Here is an 18,452-nt window from a genome sequence, read left to right as displayed (position 1 = left end):
TTGACCCTAAAATTTTTTGTAAAGGATAACATAAGGGAAATTTACCAATAAAGATATTTTTAACAAAGAGTCTATTTTTCAGTACAATACCGTCATTTTTATAAGAAAGGAAAAAACAATGACAGATTCAACCGCACTTTTTTCTCGTGCACAGTCCTTTATTCCAGGTGGAGTAAATTCCCCTGTACGCGCCTTTAAAGGCGTTGGTGGTACCCCCGTATTCATTCAAAAAGCGCAAGGTGCCTATATTTATGATACTAATGGAAAACAATATGTTGACTATGTTGGTTCTTGGGGGCCAATGATTTTAGGCCATAATCATCCATCGATCTTAAATGCTGTACTTAAAGCGGCTGAAAATGGTTTAAGTTTTGGTGCTCCCACCCCTTCTGAAATTGATTTAGCAGAACTGGTCTGTAATATTGTCCCTTCTATTGAAATGGTGCGTATGGTAAGTTCAGGCACCGAAGCAACGATGACGGCAATTCGCCTTGCTCGTGGTTATACTGGTCGTGATAAAATCTTAAAATTTGAAGGTTGTTACCATGGTCATTCAGACTCATTGCTTGTAAAAGCAGGCTCGGGCGCATTAACACTTGGTCAACCAAGCTCTCCAGGCGTACCTGAAGATTTTGCGAAATATACATTAACGGCAGAATACAATAATCTTGACTCAGTAAAAGCGCTATTTGAACAATATCCTGATAGTATTTCTTGTGTCATCATCGAGCCTGTAGCTGGCAATATGAATTGTGTTCCACCAAAATCGGGATTTTTACAAGGAATACGAGAACTTTGCGACAAATATGGCGCACTTTTCATCATTGATGAGGTTATGACAGGTTTTCGTGTGGCACTTGCTGGAGCACAATCTTATTATGGTGTAACACCTGATCTTACAACTCTAGGTAAAGTTATCGGTGGTGGAATGCCTGTCGGTGCGGTAGGGGGTAAAAAAGCTATCATGGAATATCTTGCCCCAACCGGTCCAGTATATCAAGCAGGAACACTTTCTGGTAATCCTATTGCAATGGCGGCAGGTTTAGCTTGCTTAAACGAATTGAAAAAACCAGGCAATGAACAACAACTTGCAATAAAAACAGAGAAACTTTGTCTAGGATTAAAATCCCTTGCCGAAAAACATCATGTACCTTTTGTCGTAAACTATGTAGGCGGTATGTTTGGTATTTTCTTCACTGAACAACAGGAAATAACATCCTATGCTGAAGTCATGAAATGCGACACCGAGAAATTTAAAATTTTCTTCCATAAAATGTTAGAACAGGGGATATACCTTGCGCCATCTGCTTTTGAGGCAGGATTTATGTCGCTCGCCCACACCGATGAAGATATAGAGAGAACGCTTTCGGCTGCAGATATTGCTTTTTCAGCGATTGCTTAGTGTTAAAATGCGGTGTGTTCCACCGCATTTTGGCTTATGATGTAACATCTTGGATAATCACATGGCGCAAGTTTTCTCTCTCCTCTCTTGCAAGAGCTTTCCCTAATTGATTCGTCAAAATAAAAAAGTCCTCGGCTTTCTCGCCCACAGTGGTAATTTTCGCATTCAATAAATTGAGATTTAACTCACTAAAAATCTGGCTCACTTGCGCTAATAACCCCGGTTTATCCAACGCAACCAGTTCCATTTCAGTATGCTCTTTTTTGTTTTCATGTAAAAAACGCACGTCTGTTTGCACAGTAAAATGTTGAAGCTGACGATTCGGTGTAATAGAAAGTGTGGGCAATTTTTCACTTTGAAGGGCTACTGTTAGGGCTTGCTCTAGTTCTCGGCGACGATCAAATTCCACTAATTCACCGTTAAGTTCCGTGATGATAAAGCTATCAAAAACATAACCATCTTGTGTCGTAATAATCTGTGCATCATGGATACTGAATTTTTTTGCTCCAATGGTAGTCACCACTTTATTAAATAAGTGCGGTTGATCTTGGCAATAAATAAATACTTCCGTGCCACCAAGTGAAAAGCGATTACTAATTTTCACTAATAATGCCTCAGCGAAATCCACCAGCAAACTTGTATGCCACGCAATTTGTTTTGGCGTATTACGCACAAAATAATCTTCAGGGCAACGATCCCATAATTGCTCAATCGAAATTGGCGTAATATCGGAATAATCCTGCGTTAAAATTTGTTGTGCAAGTTTTCGGTTTTCTGCTGATTTTTCTGAGTAATCAAGCAATTCTTTCATGCCTTGTGCAAATTGCTGTTCGGTAAATTCATATAAAGAGGCAAAAAGCGAACGTTTCCAGCTATTCCATAAATTACAATTGGTTGCACAAATATCCGCCACCGTTAAACAGGTGAGATAATCTAATCGAACTTGATTTTGCACGGCTTCCGCAAAATTCATGACGACTTCTGGATCATGAATATCACGGCGTTGCGCAGTAATTGACATCAGCAAATGGGATTTTACGAGCCAAGCAAGGGTATCAATTTCTCGACGATCTAAACCATGTAATTGCGCAAAGTCTGCTACGTCTTCTGCGCCAAGTTCTGCATGATCACCACCCCGCCCTTTTGCAATATCGTGGAATAACGCTGCAATATAAAGCAAAGTGCGGTCAGAAAGTTGGCTAAAAATTCGATGGACAATGGGATGTTCTTGCGCACTTTCCTGTGACAGAAAACTTTCCAATTTCAACATCACTCGCAATGTATGCTCATCCACCGTATAAATATGGAATAAATCAAATTGCATTAAACCCTCAATGGCTTGCCATTGCGGAAGATACGTAGTTAATACGCCATATTGGTGCATCGGCATAAACGCACGCTTAATCGCATTAGGTTGATTAAACAAACGTAGAAATTTTTCTCGAGCCTCAGGAATTTCACATAATTTTTGTGGTAGTTGATCTAAGGAAATTTGTAATTGACGCAAAGTATCAGAATGAATATTGGCCTGTTCGTACTGCGTTAAATAAAAGAATAGATCTAAAATTCGTTCTGGTTTTTCTTGAAAAACAAGACTATTACGCAAACACAAGCATTGGTTAATCAGTTGAAAATCATCGTCTAACTGATGAATCATGCTGTCCTGATTTGATGAAAGCACATTTTCTCGATAATGCTGAATCAGCAAATTACTAATAAGCGAAATTCGGTGCAATGCTTGGAAAAAACATTTCATCATTTTTTCCACAGATTGATTCCCTTCCCCTCGGAAACCCAACAATTCGCTGACTTTAATTTGACGATCAAACAACAGGCGATTATCGTAGCGTTTCAAAATCAAATGCAAAGCGAACCGAACTTTAAATAAAAATGCACGACTTTCTTGTAGTTGCTGATATTCTTGAGGATAAATAAAACCGCTTTGTAAAATGGCCTCAAGGGTCAGCGCCCCCGAATGGCGCAACGCCACCCAATACAACAAATGCAAATCACGCAAACCACCAGGGCTGTACTTAATATCTGGCTCAAGGTTATAAGCCGTATTGTGATAACGCTGATAACGTTCTATTTGCTCTTGCACTTTGGCATTAAAAAAATCTTCTTTCGACCAAAAATCAGCACGCTTTACCAATTCATTTAGCGCATCAAAGTGCGGTCGATTTCCAACAAGAAATCTGGCTTCTAATAAATTGGTGGCGATCGTAATATCTTGTTTTCCTTCCGACTCGCATTGTTCTAAGGTTCGAACACTATTTCCCACCTCAAAGCCACAATCCCATAAAAATTGGATAAATTGGGTGATCTTTTCTTCAATATCTTGGCTAGGTATTTGCTTCACCAAAATTAAAAAATCGAGATCCGACAAAGGAAACATCTCACGCCGTCCATAACCGCCCACTGCAATTAAAGCAATCCCCTGCAATTCACTTAATCCCATTTCCTGCCAAAGTTGAATCAATAAGGCATCATAAAAATCACTGCGATTTTCAATAAGCTCAAAAATGGAATAACGAGAAAAATTCTCTAGCTCAAATTGCTTAAGATTTTCTCGTTCAATTTTGACCGCACTTGGCGTTAAAGGAGAAGATAGTGTCGGAGAAAACAGCATATTAATTGTCTTTTGTTAAATCGAAATCGCTTTATTATAAAGAAAAACAAAAAGGGCGTATATCTACGCCCTTATCTTATCATTTAATGTCAATTACACATTCACCATAATGCGTGAAATTCGACCTTCTGCAATTTCTTCATCGCGGATAGTCATCACTTCACAACCAGTTTCTGTGACAACAAGTTGATGTTCGTATTGTGCTGAATGGCTACGATCTTTGGTTTTTACTGTCCAACCATCTCCCATAACGCGCACCTCTTTTTTGCCCGCATTAATCATTGGTTCAATCGTGAACACCATACCTGGTTTTAAAATTACACCACCATCATCTGCGTAATAATGCAATACTTGAGGTTCGCAGTGAAATTCTGTACCAACACCATGTCCGCAATATTCACGCACAACGCTGAAAGTTTGACTTTCAGTATATTTTTGCACGGCTTTACCTATTTCATTTAAACGAATACCTGGTTTTACTGTGCGCAATCCCACGTATAGGGCTTCTTGTGCCGCTTCCACTAACTTTTTACTACGAATATTCGTTTCACCGCCCACGATATACATTTTTGAGTTATCGCCAAAATAACCGTCTTTAATCACCGTGACATCAATATTCACAATATCGCCATTTTTAAGCACTTTATCGTCACTTGGAATACCGTGACAGACAACTTCGTTAATGGAAATACAGGTCGCCTTTGGGAAACCGTGATAATTCAAACACGCAGGGATAACCTTTTGTTCATTCACCATATATTCATGGCAAATTCGATCAAGTTCGCCTGTAGTTACCCCTGCTTTTACGTAAGGTTCAATCATCACCAGCACATCCGAAGCCAATTTACAGGCCTCACGTAGTTTTACAATTTCTTTTTCTGTTCTAATTGGAATAGCCATTTTATTTCACCTTTTTTGAAAAAATTTTTGCGAGATTATAGCACGATTTCTAGGAAAAAACTGGATTACACTTGAATGGAGTAAATGGTTATTAGATAATAACGAAATTCAAATTTTCGGGAAGCGGGAAATAATTATGACAGATAACATTGCAGTACCATTGACATTTACTGATGCAGCAGCGAATAAAGTAAAAAGTTTAATCAGCGAAGAAGAAAACACTAATTTGAAATTACGCGTGTATATCACGGGAGGCGGTTGCAGCGGTTTCCAATATGGTTTTACTTTTGATGAAAAAGTGAATGAAGGCGATTTAACAATTGAAAAATCAGGGGTTCAACTTGTGATTGACCCAATGAGTTTACAGTATTTAATCGGTGGTACCGTCGATTACACTGAAGGTTTAGAAGGTTCACGCTTTACTGTAAATAATCCAAATGCTACCAGCACTTGTGGCTGTGGTTCATCCTTTAGTATCTAAGATGGATTTTCAATTTACACATTATCAAGGCAATGTATCCGTAAAATGTTCGATGGAACACATTGCCCTTGCTAACTGGTTCAATACTGAAGTGCGGTCAAATCCAAAGGCGATTTTGACCGCACTTTCTACTGCGCAATCCCTCTCTGAAAATCAAGAAGAGATCTTAATCGGCGCAGAATATACATTGTTTTTAGATGCTGATGAAATAATGGTACGAGCGAATAATCTCGCCATTGAAACCGATGAAATTCTGGAAGACGATTTTCATTATTATGATGAAGAAAGCATTGCTTTTTGTGGCACGAAAGATTTTATCCATTTCCTCGAAGCTTACGTTGATTTTATCTCTTAACCGACTATGACCACCGAAAACGTTCAAAAAAATCCCGAAGAAAAAACACCTAAAAAACGCCGTTCTTTCAAAAGCTTTCTATTAAAAGTAGCGTTTACTGGTGCGGTATTAACTGTATTTTATGGCGGATATTTAGATTGGCAAATCCGTTCAAAAATGGACGGGCAAATTTGGCGTTTGCCCGCTGAAGTGTATAGCCGCATTGAAAGTGTGAAAATTTCAGATAATCTCGCTTTCGATGAAGTGATTCAAATTTTATTAGATAACGAATATCGCCAAACGACCATGGTAGCCGCACCAGGCGATTTCAAATTAGAAGATGATACCATTGTGGTTCTTCGCCGCGCGTTCCCTTTCCCTGATAAACCAGAACCACAACGAGTTTTACGTTTACGTTTTGTCGATAACAAACTCAATCGAATTGAAGATCTCGTTTCCGTAAAAGCAATCGATGAATTTCGCCTTGCACCAAAATTGATTGCAATGTTGGAATCTGATAATGAAGATCGCCTTGCAATTCCTTTACAAAATTACCCGCGCTTATTGATTGACGCCTTAATTTTAACGGAAGATCGCCGTTTTTATGATCATCATGGTATAAACCCAGTGGGGATTATACGAGCATTAATTACCAATATCCGTGCGGGGCAAACGGTACAAGGTGGTAGTACGCTCACTCAACAACTCGTAAAAAATTTATTTTTATCAAGCGAACGTACGATTACCCGTAAAGCGAACGAAGCCTTGATGTCATTGGTGTTAGATTGGCGTTATGATAAAAACCGCATTCTCGAAACCTATCTCAATGAAATTTATCTCGGACAAAATGGCGATACGCAAATTCACGGTTTTGAATTAGCTAGCCAATTCTATTTTGGTCGTTCAATTCGTGAAATCAGCTTAGATCAAATTGCACTTTTAGTCGGGATGGTCAAAGGTCCTTCACTTTATAATCCTTGGCGTAATCCTCAGAATGCCTTAGAGCGTCGTAATATTGTTTTAAAGCTCATGCTTGAACATAAAATGATCGGCGATGAACTTTACCAATTATTAAGCCAACGACCTTTAGGTGTTCAACAAAAAGGACAAATCTCCCGTAAATATCCGTCATTTATTCAGACTTTACAGGCGGATTTACGTCGTGAACTAGGCGAACATAAAATATCCAGTTTACTTGGCGCACGTATTTTCACCACAATGGATTTAAAACAACAAGCCCAAGCAGAAAATGCAGTGGTGAATACAGTTTCACAACTACAACTGAAAACTAAAAATCCATATTTAGAAGGAGCCATGATTGTTGCGGATTACCGTGTGGGTGAAATTCGTGCGGTAGTAGGTGGTTTGCAAACGCAATATGCAGGCTTTAATCGTGCATTAATGGCAAAACGTCAGATTGGTTCTTTAGTCAAACCATCAATTTATTTGACCGCACTTTCGAATCCTGAACAGTTCCGTTTGAATACCCCAATTAATAACCAGCCAATTACGATTAATGTCAAAGGTAGCCCACCGTGGCAACCGCGCAACTATGACAAAAAATATAGTGGTTCAGTGATGTTAATGGATGCCTTAGCGCGTTCTTTAAATATTCCAACTGTGAATATTGGGATGAAAGTCGGCTTGAGCAAAGTCATTGATACACAAAAAGCAATGGGATGGGATAATGTGGAAATTCCAAAAGTGCCCGCTATGTTGCTCGGGGCTTATACTATCTCACCTTATGATGTCACAAAACTTTATCAAACTATTGCGAATCAAGGTGGACGGATTGAGCTCACAACCGTCGATACCATTGCAGATCGCCAAGGAAATATCATTTATCAACATGATAAAACCGCAAAACAAGTGGTGCCGCAAGAAGCCGCATTCCAAACGTTATTTGCGATGCAACAAACTGTTGAACGTGGTACAGCTCGTAGCTTGCAAAATGATTATGCGGATTTACGTTTAGCCGGTAAAACAGGGACAACAAATGATGCGCGTGATACTTGGTTTGTGGGGATCGATGGAAAAAATATCAGCACGGTTTGGCTTGGTCGCGATGATAATGGTGAAACAAAACTTACTGGCGCATCAGGCGCATTACAGATTTATAAAGATTATTTAAGCCATACTTATATTGAGAAATTGAAGCTAAATAAACCTGCGAATATGAAATGGGTTGGTATTACCCAACATGGCAGCTGGGATTGTGACAGCAATCGAGTGATCCCAGTTTGGGTGAATAATGGGCAAAATTTCTGTGGAGGCACACCAAATGCTTCTACATCGCCAGCTACTCCACCAGCTGAAACAGAAATTGCTCCTCGACAAGAAAGCGTCTGGGATGTATTGGATAACCCAAATCCACCCGCACAATAATTAATCGCGGTATATTTCTAATAGTAAGCAAATATTTTGAAGCGAAAAAACTACACATCCCCTGAAATTTCAGGGGATTTTTTTATTTCTTTAAAAAAATAGCAAACGTTTGCTTTAAAAGTGCGGTACAATACGCGCCAGTTTTTACTTTCATACAGGTGCAAAACGATGACACAACAACTCCCTACTCTAAGTCTAAAAAAAATCTATTCAGGTAAAGTACGTGATCTCTATGAAATCGATGATAAACGCATGCTAATGGTTGCTTCTGACCGCTTATCTGCGTTTGATGTTATTTTAGATGATCCCATTCCACGAAAAGGTGAAATCCTGACCCAAATTTCCAATTTTTGGTTTAACAAACTTGCTCACATTATGCCGAATCATTTCACTGGCGAGAGTGTTTATGATGTGTTGCCAAAAGAAGAAGCCGATTTAATCAAAGATCGAGCTGTAGTGTGTAAACGTTTGAATCCCATTAAAATTGAATCTATCGTACGTGGCTATTTAACTGGCAGTGGTTTAAAAGATTACAAACAAACTGGAACCATCTGCGGATTAAAATTACCTGAAGGCTTAGTTGAAGCCAGTAAATTACCAGAACCTATTTTCACCCCATCAAGTAAAGAAGCCGTAGGCAATCACGATATAAATATCAGCTATGCTGAATGTGAAAAACTCATCGGGGCTGATTTAGCCGCACAAGTAAAAGAAAAAGCTATCGCACTTTATACTGCAGCTGCAGAATATGCACTGACTAAAGGCATTATTATTTGCGATACAAAATTTGAATTTGGTTTAGATGAAAATGGTACGCTCACCTTAATGGATGAAGTATTAACACCTGACTCTAGCCGTTTTTGGTCTATCGATACTTATCAAGAAGGGATTAATCCTCCCTCATTCGATAAACAATTTGTACGCGATTGGTTAGAAAATAGCGGCTGGAATAAACAAGCGCCTGCACCGAAAGTACCAGAAAATATTATTCAGAAAACTGTTGATAAATATCAGGAAGCGCTGGATTTATTAACAAAATAGAGATCAAAATCCCTGCTATTTACAGCGGGGATTTTTATGCATGATGACAACTAAAGATTTTTAGTCTAAATACATAAAAGGCTAGACAAACATAAAAAGTGCGGTTATATTTAAATGACTTTTTATTCAAATAAAATGATTAATTATTCAATCTAAATTATAAACAAGGAAAAGATATGTCAAATACAATTCTACAACATTTACCTGAAGGGCAAAAAGTCGGTATTGCTTTCTCTGGAGGATTAGACACCAGCGCAGCATTACTTTGGATGCGTCAAAAAGGTGCTGTGCCTTATGCATACACCGCCAATTTAGGTCAACCTGATGAAGATGATTACAGCGCAATCCCGAAAAAAGCGATGGCGTATGGTGCAGAAAATGCTAGCTTAATTGATTGTCGCTCTCAGCTTGCTCATGAAGGCATTGCGGCAATTCAATGCGGTGCATTCCATATTTCTACAGGCGGAATTCCTTACTTCAATACGACTCCACTTGGTCGTGCCGTAACAGGTACAATGCTAGTTGCGGCAATGAAAGAAGACGATGTAAATATTTGGGGGGATGGCTCTACATTCAAAGGGAATGACATCGAACGCTTCTATCGTTATGGTTTATTAACAAACCCAAATTTAAAAATCTATAAACCTTGGCTAGATGCGCAATTTATTGAAGAACTTGGTGGCCGCTTTGAAATGTCTCAATTTCTTATCGAAAATGGTTTTGACTACAAAATGTCCGTTGAAAAAGCCTATTCGACCGATTCCAATATGCTAGGCGCAACCCATGAAGCAAAAGACTTAGAGCAATTAAGCACTGGCATGAAAATTGTTAAACCAATTATGGGTGTCGCATTTTGGGATGAGAATGTAGAAATTAAACCAGAAACAGTAACCGTCACTTTTGAAGAAGGCGTCCCTGTCGCATTAAATGGTAAACGTTTTGATAATGCAGTTGATATTATTCTGGAAGCCAATCGTATCGGTGGCCGTCATGGCTTAGGGATGTCTGACCAAATCGAAAACCGTATTATTGAAGCCAAATCTCGTGGTATTTATGAAGCACCGGGGATGGCATTATTACATATTGCTTACGAACGTTTAGTAACTGGTATTCACAATGAAGATACCATCGAACAATATCGTATTAATGGCATCCGTTTAGGCCGTTTGTTATATCAAGGTCGTTGGTTTGATCCGCAAGCATTAATGCTGCGTGAAACAGCACAACGTTGGGTGGCAAAAGCAATTACGGGCACGGTAACACTTGAACTTCGTCGTGGTAACGACTTCACTATCTTAAATACCGAATCACCAAACTTAACCTACGAAGCAGAGCGTTTAAGTATGGAAAAAGTGGAAGATGCACCATTTGATCCAATTGATCGTATCGGTCAATTAACTATGCGTAATTTAGATGTATCTGACACCCGAGGCAAACTTGGCATCTATGCACAAACAGGTTTATTAAGCGCAATTAAAGATTCAGTATTGCCACAATTAGGCAAGAAATAAGATAAAAGTGCGGTGAAAACTGACCGCACTTTTCCGCTTATAAAAATGGCTACTTCATGTAGCCATTTTTATTCCCGAATATTCAACAACTTAAAATTGGTTGAAAAAGAAGCATTTTATTGAACGATTTCGCCGACAATACTGCGAGTTGCCTCTTTCACTTCCGTAAGTTTCACTTTCACAGTATCACCTATTTTGTAAATACGCTCACCTTTAATATAAAGGGCAATCTCATCAGAATTCACTTGCATTTCTTCTTTATTATTATGTAAAGTTGAAGCAGGTATAAACATTGAGGCGCCATTTTCTAATAATTGCACACGTAATCCACCACGCATCACATCTTGCACTTCCGCCTCGAATTCAGCATTTTCTGCGACTTTATCGACAAGATAACGGCAATATAACCAATCTGCAATATCACGTTCTACTAGGCGATTTTGGCGACGAGCCTCTTGTAAACGGGCAAGCACCTCATCTTGTGGCTTATTACAAGCTTGTTGTGTCAATACTGCTTTAATTAAACGATGGTTCACCATATCAGAATATTTACGAATTGGTGATGTCCATGTCGCATACCCTTCTAAACCAAGACCAAAGTGCGGTGCTAATTCCGATTTAAATTCAGCGAAAGTTAAATAACGACGTAAACGGAATTCTAAATAGTCACCGTCAATTGGTTCAATATCATGACGCATTTGACAATAACCGTTTAATGTTGCCAAATTTTCTACCGAATAACGCTCCGCAAGTTCAGCTTGATTTTGTTCATTGGCTAAATTTGCCATTAAGAAATTGTGCACATTCTCTAAGAATTTTTTATCAAAACCGCTATGCGTATTGAAAATACCAGTTTGTGCATGCTCTGCTAAAAATTGCGCGGCACAAATGTTAGCAATAATCATCGATTCTTCGACAATTTGATTGGCTATACGACGATATTCAGCTTTGATTTCTGCCACTTTGCCATTTTCAGCGAGCACAAAAGAATAATCCGGTTTTTCTTTAAATAACAAAGAATGAGTCTTACGCCATTGAATACGTGCTTTGGTAAATTGATGTAACCAATCAATTTGCTGTGCAATTTCTGATGTTTCGGGTTGCCATGCATTGTCTGTCTGTTCTAAATAATCCGACACTTTGTTGTAAGCCAATTTCGCTTTAGATTGAACATAAGCCGAAACAAAATGCGGTTTAGCCGTGATATTGCCTTCAAGATCCGTTTCGATATAACAAACAAGGGCTGGACGCGTTTCATTTGCGATTAACGAACATAATTCATCAGATAATTCACGTGGCAACATTGGGATGTTAAAGCCTGGCAAATAATTGGTGAAACAACGCTGTTTCGCATCTTTTTCAATTTGAGAATCTAATGCGATATAAGCAGTTGGATCCGCAATCGCGACAACTAATTTCCAACCTGTTTGTACCGCATTTTGTTCGATAGGCTCGATATATAAGGCATCGTCCATATCCATTGTGCTTTCTGAGTCGATAGTCACAAAATGAAGTGCGGTCAGATCTTCACGAGTTTGTTGATCTAACATTTCATAAGTTTCAGCGCCTTGCACAGGATAACGAGATTGCTCATGACGTGCCAATGTTACCCACCAAGGAGCAAATTCATCATCAGCTCGGCAAATAAACTGATTAATAGTGGCATAGAAAAAGCGATCATCACGTAATGGGTGCGTTTTTAAATTAGCAACCACCCAATCACCTTCCTGTAATTCTTCTTTTACAGATTTGGCTTGTTGTGCGCCAATTGGTTGGTTAATACTTGGATGATCAACCAATACTTGTAATTTCTTGTCTTTATTGAACCGCACTTTAGCAATGAAACGTGTCAACATTGGCTCAATTAAGGATTCCGGCTCGGCTTGTTCTTTATCGCCTTGCTTTTCAATAGTGGCTTTGATTTTGTCACCGTGCATCACCTTTTTCATTGAAGGCGGTGCAATGAAATAAGTCTTCTTATCGCACTCTAAAAAACCATAGGCTTTATCTGTGCTTTTTACCACGCCTTCTACATGCTCTTTGCTGTCGTGGATTTGTTGTTTAAGCTGTGCGAGTAAAGGATTATCTTGAAACATAGTTATATTTTAAAAAAGAGAAAAGGCAGACTGAAAAGCCTGCCTAAAAAAGAATGTAAGAAAAATTATTCTTCGCCTAATTCGCCCATTGCGGTGATGCGGAAACCTGCATCTACGTGAACGATTTCACCAGTAATACCCGATGCTAAATCAGAGCATAAAAATGCCGCTGAGTTACCCACATCTTCAATAGTGACTGTGCGGCGTAATGCAGCGGTTTTCTCAAAGGTAGAAAGCATTTTCTTGAAGTTTTTAATGCCTGATGCCGCTAAAGTGCGAATTGGACCAGCAGAGATTGCATTCACACGAATACCTTCTTTACCTAAATCCGCGGCCATCACGCGAGTTGCAGCTTCAAGAGACGCTTTCGCTAAACACATGACGTTGTAGTTAGGAATTGCGCGCTCTGCACCTAAGTAAGACAACGTTAATAATGCAGCATTTGGATTTAAGTAAGAACGTGCCGCTTGGGCCATGGCTACGAAGCTATATGCGCTAATATCGTGAGCGATACGGTAACCTTCACGTGTCGCTGCGTTTACATAATCACCATCTAATTGATCACCTGGTGCAAATGCGATTGCATGAACAAAACCATCAAATTTATCCCAACGTTTGCTTAATTCTGCGAAGCAATTTTGGATGCTTTCATCAGTTGCAACATCTAAAGGAAGCACGATATCAGAACCAAATTCTTTGGCAAATTCTTCTACGCGCGGTTGTAATTTATCGTTTAAATAAGTGAAAGCAAGTTCTGCACCTTGTTCTTTCATTGATTTTGCGATCCCGTAAGCGATAGAACGATTGCTTGCAAGACCGGTCACTAAAATGCGTTTACCTGTTAAGAAACCCATAATTTTTCCTATATTGTTAGCGTAAAAAACTTGCGTAGTATAAGCGAAAATTTGTCTTTGTACAAAGCAGACCAATTTTTCTAAAAAACCAACCGCACTTTATTTACAAATTCGTTTGAGCAAAAACCTAAAATCAGCGAAAATAGCCCACATTTTTAATTGAATGAAGAAGAAACAATGAGTTATCCATTAGAAGAAGTTAATAAACGTCGCACTTTTGCAATTATTTCCCACCCTGATGCAGGTAAAACAACCATCACCGAAAAAGTACTTTTATACGGAAATGCGATTCAAACAGCAGGTTCTGTAAAAGGCAAAGGCTCGACTGCGCATGCCAAATCCGACTGGATGGAAATGGAAAAACAACGTGGGATTTCGATTACCACTTCCGTAATGCAATTTCCTTATAATGATTGCTTGGTGAACTTACTTGATACTCCGGGGCACGAAGATTTCTCTGAAGATACTTACCGCACTTTAACCGCTGTGGATAGCTGTTTAATGGTTATCGACTCAGCAAAAGGGGTTGAGGAGCGAACAATTAAACTAATGGAAGTAACTCGCTTACGTGATACGCCAATCATCACCTTCATGAACAAACTCGACCGCGATATTCGCGATCCAATGGAATTGTTAGATGAAGTGGAAAATATTCTGAAAATTCGTTGTGCGCCAATTACATGGCCGATTGGTTGCGGGAAATTATTTAAAGGCGTTTATCATATCGCTAAAGATGAAACCTATCTTTATCAATCTGGTCAAGGCTCAACCATTCAAGAAGTTCGCATTGTGAAAGGTTTAAATAGCCCAGAATTAGATGCCGCTGTTGGCGATGATTTAGCAGAACAACTTCGCGATGAATTGGAATTAGTGCAAGGCGCAAGTAACGAATTTGAACATGATGCCTTTATTAAAGGTGAACTTACACCAGTATTTTTCGGGACAGCATTAGGCAACTTTGGCGTGGATCATTTCCTTGATGGTTTAACACAATGGGCACCAAAACCACAATCTCGTCAAGCAGATACAAGAATCGTTGAAAGTTCAGAAGAGAAATTCTCTGGTTTCGTATTTAAAATTCAAGCCAACATGGATCCCAAACACCGCGACCGAGTTGCCTTTATGCGTGTGGTTTCGGGCAAATATGAAAAAGGCATGAAATTAAAACATGTTCGAATTGGTAAAGATGTGGTGATTTCTGATGCACTTACCTTTATGGCTGGCGACCGTGCTCACGCCGAAGAAGCTTACGCAGGTGATATTATCGGTTTACATAATCACGGAACGATCCAAATTGGCGATACATTTACGCAAGGCGAAACCTTGAAATTTACCGGTATTCCAAACTTTGCGCCAGAGCTATTCCGTCGTATTCGCTTGAGAGATCCTCTCAAACAAAAGCAATTACTCAAAGGTTTAGTACAGCTTTCAGAAGAAGGTGCTGTTCAGGTATTCCGCCCATTAATGAATAACGATTTAATTGTGGGTGCAGTGGGTGTCTTGCAGTTTGATGTGGTGGTTTCTCGTCTAAAAACTGAATATAACGTGGAAGCGATTTATGAAAATGTGAACGTTGCAACCGCACGCTGGGTGGAATGTGTCGATGCGAAAAAATTCGAAGAATTTAAACGCAAAAATGAGCCAAATTTAGCTTTAGATGGTGGAGATAACTTAACCTATATTGCGCCAACAATGGTAAATCTGAATTTAGCTCAAGAACGTTATCCTGATGTCGTTTTTTACAAAACTCGTGAACATTAAAACGATAAAGTGCGGTGAAATTTCACCGCACTTTTCCAGAAAAAAAAGCGTTGAAATTTAATTCAACGCTTTTCTTTTATTTAGAGACTTTTTCTTGTCTTAATCGCCAAAGTTGATAAACATTCACCACGGCTAAAAATGCATTTAATAATGCTACAGGATAAGCGGCGATAATTACGCTATAGATGACAAATAAAATTGCACCAATGCTGTTCACTATGCGTAGATGTACGATAGATTTAAACAAAAATGATACTGCAACAAAAAAGGTTGCGATATAACCCAATAATTCAACTAAATTCAATTCCATAATTCTGTTCTCTTCGATTAAAAATAAAACGGGCGCCATAATAAAAGATTTTTAAAATAAGGAAAAGATCAGAAAAAAAAGCAACCGATTGCAAGATGAAATTATTTTATCTTACAAAGAATAAAGGTATTTTTATCATCATAAGCGCGTAAAAGCCGGGACGAGTGCGTACATCTAAAATCTTGGGAAGCTTATCCAATTTTGGGGAATTAGATAACATTAGCTCGCTCAATCCGCACTTTGTCACCGGCTAAACTCATTTAAGAAGCCTGATAGTAATGCTATGAACAATAAAGAAATTTAATAAAACGAGGTTCTATCTTTTGTAATAACTAAAATTCCAATTTCTACCATTCTAGAAATCAGGTTGATTATAAACTATGAAGTAACTTTAGATTCAAGAGAATTCTAGAGAAATGAACGTTATGATCTTATTCTAAATAAAGACAAGTTGTACTAAAACCATATAGAAAAGCGTACCAACAGCAATAGATAGAAACATATTTTTCTTCCAAAAATGCAGACCTAGCACCACTATGCCAGCAAGAAAATCAGGGATACCATGATAACCAGTTAAAACATCAATATTCTTATAACAATAAACTACAAGCATACCAAACATAGCTGGAGGTAAAACTTTCCCAAGATAGCGAATATATTGTGGAATCGGACGATTAGCTGGGAACACAAAAAATGGCAATAAGCGCGTAAATTGCACAGTAAGCACACAAATTCCAATCGTCATAATCTGTTCTGTGAGTGTCATTTTAGCGACTCCAATTTTGTGTCTAATTTAGGCCCACGCATAGTTAGAATTAACCAGATACCAATTAATGTTGGAATTAAGAAGTATTCTTTGCCTACAATCAGTAAAAAAGCTAATGCAATCCCTAAACCCAATAGAGAGCTTTCATGGGATTTTTCCTTTATCCAATTTTCTGCAAAAATGACTAAGAAAAGAGCGGTCATCGAGAATTCCACACCTTTTAAATCAAAAGGTAAAACAGAGCCAAATAAGTTACCAATTGCAGCGCCAACCACCCAATAAATATGCAAATATAAGCTGACAAAGAACATGTACCAACCTTTATCTAAGTGCTGTGGAATTTTGGCCATATAATTTAAAGAAAAAGATTCATCAACGAGGGTGGTAATTAAATACCAACGTTTATGACCAATATGTACGCCATATTTTTCTAACATTGATATGCCATAGAAAATCTGACGAATACTGATCATCAAGGTAATTAATAACACACTGATGGGAGAAAAAGGTGCGATAAGTGCTCCAGCAGCAATAAACTCAACCGAACCCGCATAAATAAGTAAAGCCATCAAAGTAGGATATAAAAATCCGAAACCCAGTGCCTTCATATAAATACCGTATGCCACACCAAGAAATAAAAATCCTGCAATCATTGGCGCACTATAAGGAAAAGCAGCTTTAGCCGCTGCACTAATCGGATGAGTCTGCTGATTTTGTTGAGAAAAATTCATTTATTACTTCTATAAATCTAAAACAGATAGCCCTGGTAAAGTTGAAAAACTTTGAGCTTTTACGGTTTGATAAAAATCTTCTAAATAAGAAAGGGATTCATCTTCTTTGCGAATAGCCGCATATAGATTGCTATATAAACCTTCTTTTGTGACTTTTCTTGCCACGACATAGCCCTTTTCTAAATAAGGCAATGCAGCCCAATAAGGGATAGTTGCAATGCCACGACGACTAGCAACTAATTGAATCATAGCAATAGTCAATTCTGTTGTGCGGCGAGTAGGATTAATTCCTTTTGGTTTAAGCACTTTACGCAATAGATCTAACATATCATCAGGAACCGGGTAAGTTACCCAGGTTTCATCTGCAAAATCTTCCGCATCCCAAATTTCTTTTTCTGCTAAAGGATGATCTTTTGAACAAATTCCAACCATCTCATAAGAAAAGAGCGGTTTAAAAATGACATCATCATTATGCTCTACTTCTGATACTATCGCCCAATCTGCTCGGTGAGAAAGCAATAAACCAACAGGATCCGTATGAAAACCAGATACAATATCCAACTCAACTAGCCCCCAATGCCGACGAAATTCGTCCATAGCAGGCATTAACCAATCAAAACAAGTATGACATTCCACAGCTATGCGAAGTTGCCCCGCATCCCCATGTTTAACCCGAGCAAGATCGCGTTCAGCATCAACAACTTTTGGCATTACTTCATTAGCAAGACGAATTAAACGCTCTCCCGCAGAAGTAAAACGAAGTGGATTACTTTTACGCTCAAACAAAGGTAAACCAAACTGTTCTTCTATTAATTTAATTTGGTGAGAAAGGGCTGATTGGGTTAGATATACTCGCTTTGCTGCCAAAGAAACGCTCCCCGTCTCTTTTAAGGCCAATAAAGTTTTAAGATGTCTAAATTCTAGAAAGGTTGGTTTCATTAAAAATATTCATACAAAATAGAAAATTAGATGATAGATATAATACCTTAAAATACGAAATATTCGAATTAATATTCTATAGAAAAAACAAAAACCCTATATCTTTCGACACAGGGTTTTTCTGTTTTTATTTAATTTAGCTTTGTATTTAGTAACCTGGCGGTGCCCTACTCTCACATGGGGATGCCCCACACTACCATCGGCATTACAGCGTTTCACTTCTGAGTTCGGTATGGTGTCAGGTGGTTCCACCGCACTATCGCCGCCAGGATAATTCTTTGATAACTTTTATTCTAACTTCTATCTATGTTC

The 18,452-nt window shown here is 38.6% G+C and carries 15 protein-coding genes and 1 rRNA gene; 7 read left to right on the top strand and 9 right to left on the bottom strand.

Features of this window, described 5'->3' with window-relative positions; genetic code table 11:
* Window positions 1–118: 118 nt before the first annotated feature.
* Window positions 119–1,402 (top strand): glutamate-1-semialdehyde 2,1-aminomutase, encoded by a 1,284-nt coding sequence (gene hemL / locus KKW16_RS07220; protein WP_106014171.1) that lies wholly within the window; start codon window positions 119–121, stop codon window positions 1,400–1,402.
* A gap of 34 nt (window positions 1,403–1,436) precedes the next feature.
* Here hemL and glnD read toward each other — a convergent pair whose 3' ends face one another.
* Together glnD and map are read right to left on the bottom strand one after the other, a co-directional pair.
* On the bottom strand, window positions 1,437–4,031 hold the full coding sequence (glnD, locus tag KKW16_RS07215) for a bifunctional uridylyltransferase/uridylyl-removing protein GlnD (RefSeq protein WP_215768119.1): 2,595 nt from the start codon (window positions 4,029–4,031) through the stop codon (window positions 1,437–1,439).
* 93 nt (window positions 4,032–4,124) lie between these two features.
* Window positions 4,125–4,931, bottom strand: a complete 807-nt coding sequence (map, locus tag KKW16_RS07210) for a type I methionyl aminopeptidase (RefSeq protein WP_005638836.1) — start codon at window positions 4,929–4,931, stop codon at window positions 4,125–4,127.
* A 136-nt stretch (window positions 4,932–5,067) separates the two neighbouring features.
* Between map and erpA the strand changes: the two genes are divergently transcribed.
* The 5 genes from erpA (at window position 5,068) to argG (ending at window position 10,683) form a co-directional block, all read left to right on the top strand.
* Window positions 5,068–5,412, top strand: a complete 345-nt coding sequence (gene erpA, locus KKW16_RS07205) for an iron-sulfur cluster insertion protein ErpA (protein WP_005632606.1) — start codon at window positions 5,068–5,070, stop codon at window positions 5,410–5,412.
* A 1-nt stretch (window position 5,413) separates the two neighbouring features.
* The gene (locus KKW16_RS07200; RefSeq protein ID WP_106014169.1) at window positions 5,414–5,767 is read left to right on the top strand and encodes a YacL family protein; all 354 of its coding nucleotides are present in this window, start codon (window positions 5,414–5,416) and stop codon (window positions 5,765–5,767) included.
* Between the two features lie 6 nt (window positions 5,768–5,773).
* On the top strand, window positions 5,774–8,131 hold the full coding sequence (gene mrcB / locus KKW16_RS07195) for a penicillin-binding protein 1B (RefSeq protein ID WP_106014168.1): 2,358 nt from the start codon (window positions 5,774–5,776) through the stop codon (window positions 8,129–8,131).
* 168 nt (window positions 8,132–8,299) lie between these two features.
* Window positions 8,300–9,172: a phosphoribosylaminoimidazolesuccinocarboxamide synthase gene (locus KKW16_RS07190; RefSeq protein WP_005632612.1), complete on the top strand. Its 873-nt coding sequence runs from the start codon at window positions 8,300–8,302 to the stop codon at window positions 9,170–9,172.
* A 176-nt stretch (window positions 9,173–9,348) separates the two neighbouring features.
* The gene (argG, locus tag KKW16_RS07185) at window positions 9,349–10,683 is read left to right on the top strand and encodes an argininosuccinate synthase (RefSeq protein WP_140449977.1); all 1,335 of its coding nucleotides are present in this window, start codon (window positions 9,349–9,351) and stop codon (window positions 10,681–10,683) included.
* 116 nt (window positions 10,684–10,799) lie between these two features.
* Here argG and rnb read toward each other — a convergent pair whose 3' ends face one another.
* Window positions 10,800–12,779 (bottom strand): exoribonuclease II, encoded by a 1,980-nt coding sequence (gene rnb, locus KKW16_RS07180; RefSeq protein WP_140523458.1) that lies wholly within the window; start codon window positions 12,777–12,779, stop codon window positions 10,800–10,802.
* A 65-nt stretch (window positions 12,780–12,844) separates the two neighbouring features.
* Window positions 12,845–13,633, bottom strand: a complete 789-nt coding sequence (locus tag KKW16_RS07175; RefSeq protein ID WP_215768118.1) for an SDR family oxidoreductase — start codon at window positions 13,631–13,633, stop codon at window positions 12,845–12,847.
* A 177-nt stretch (window positions 13,634–13,810) separates the two neighbouring features.
* Between KKW16_RS07175 and prfC the strand changes: the two genes are divergently transcribed.
* Entirely contained in the window at window positions 13,811–15,394 is a 1,584-nt protein-coding gene (gene prfC, locus KKW16_RS07170) for a peptide chain release factor 3 (RefSeq protein ID WP_215768117.1), read from the top strand.
* A gap of 76 nt (window positions 15,395–15,470) precedes the next feature.
* Here prfC and KKW16_RS07165 read toward each other — a convergent pair whose 3' ends face one another.
* From KKW16_RS07165 to rrf, 5 genes are all read right to left on the bottom strand, one after another.
* A complete protein-coding gene (locus KKW16_RS07165) occupies window positions 15,471–15,704 on the bottom strand; it encodes a YgjV family protein (RefSeq protein ID WP_005628380.1) in 234 nt (77 codons plus the stop codon).
* A gap of 436 nt (window positions 15,705–16,140) precedes the next feature.
* Window positions 16,141–16,470 (bottom strand): branched-chain amino acid transporter permease, encoded by a 330-nt coding sequence (locus KKW16_RS07160; RefSeq protein WP_046942776.1) that lies wholly within the window; start codon window positions 16,468–16,470, stop codon window positions 16,141–16,143.
* Window positions 16,467–17,201, bottom strand: coding sequence for an azaleucine resistance protein AzlC (gene azlC / locus KKW16_RS07155; RefSeq protein ID WP_048952653.1), 735 nt, complete (start codon window positions 17,199–17,201; stop codon window positions 16,467–16,469). The genes KKW16_RS07160 and azlC overlap by 4 nt, the downstream gene beginning before the upstream one ends.
* A 9-nt stretch (window positions 17,202–17,210) precedes the next feature.
* The gene (locus KKW16_RS07150) at window positions 17,211–18,140 is read right to left on the bottom strand and encodes a LysR family transcriptional regulator (RefSeq protein ID WP_005635860.1); all 930 of its coding nucleotides are present in this window, start codon (window positions 18,138–18,140) and stop codon (window positions 17,211–17,213) included.
* A gap of 154 nt (window positions 18,141–18,294) precedes the next feature.
* Window positions 18,295–18,410: ribosomal RNA gene (gene rrf, locus KKW16_RS07145) — 5S ribosomal RNA — on the bottom strand.
* Window positions 18,411–18,452 lie beyond the last annotated feature (42 nt).

It is taken from the genome of Haemophilus sp. SZY H8 (assembly GCF_018829755.1).
In the GTDB taxonomy this organism is placed as follows: Bacteria; Pseudomonadota; Gammaproteobacteria; order Enterobacterales; family Pasteurellaceae; genus Haemophilus; species Haemophilus haemolyticus_K.
The sequence above is the reverse complement of the archived record's forward strand: the minus strand, read 5'-3'. Positions and strand labels throughout refer to the sequence as shown.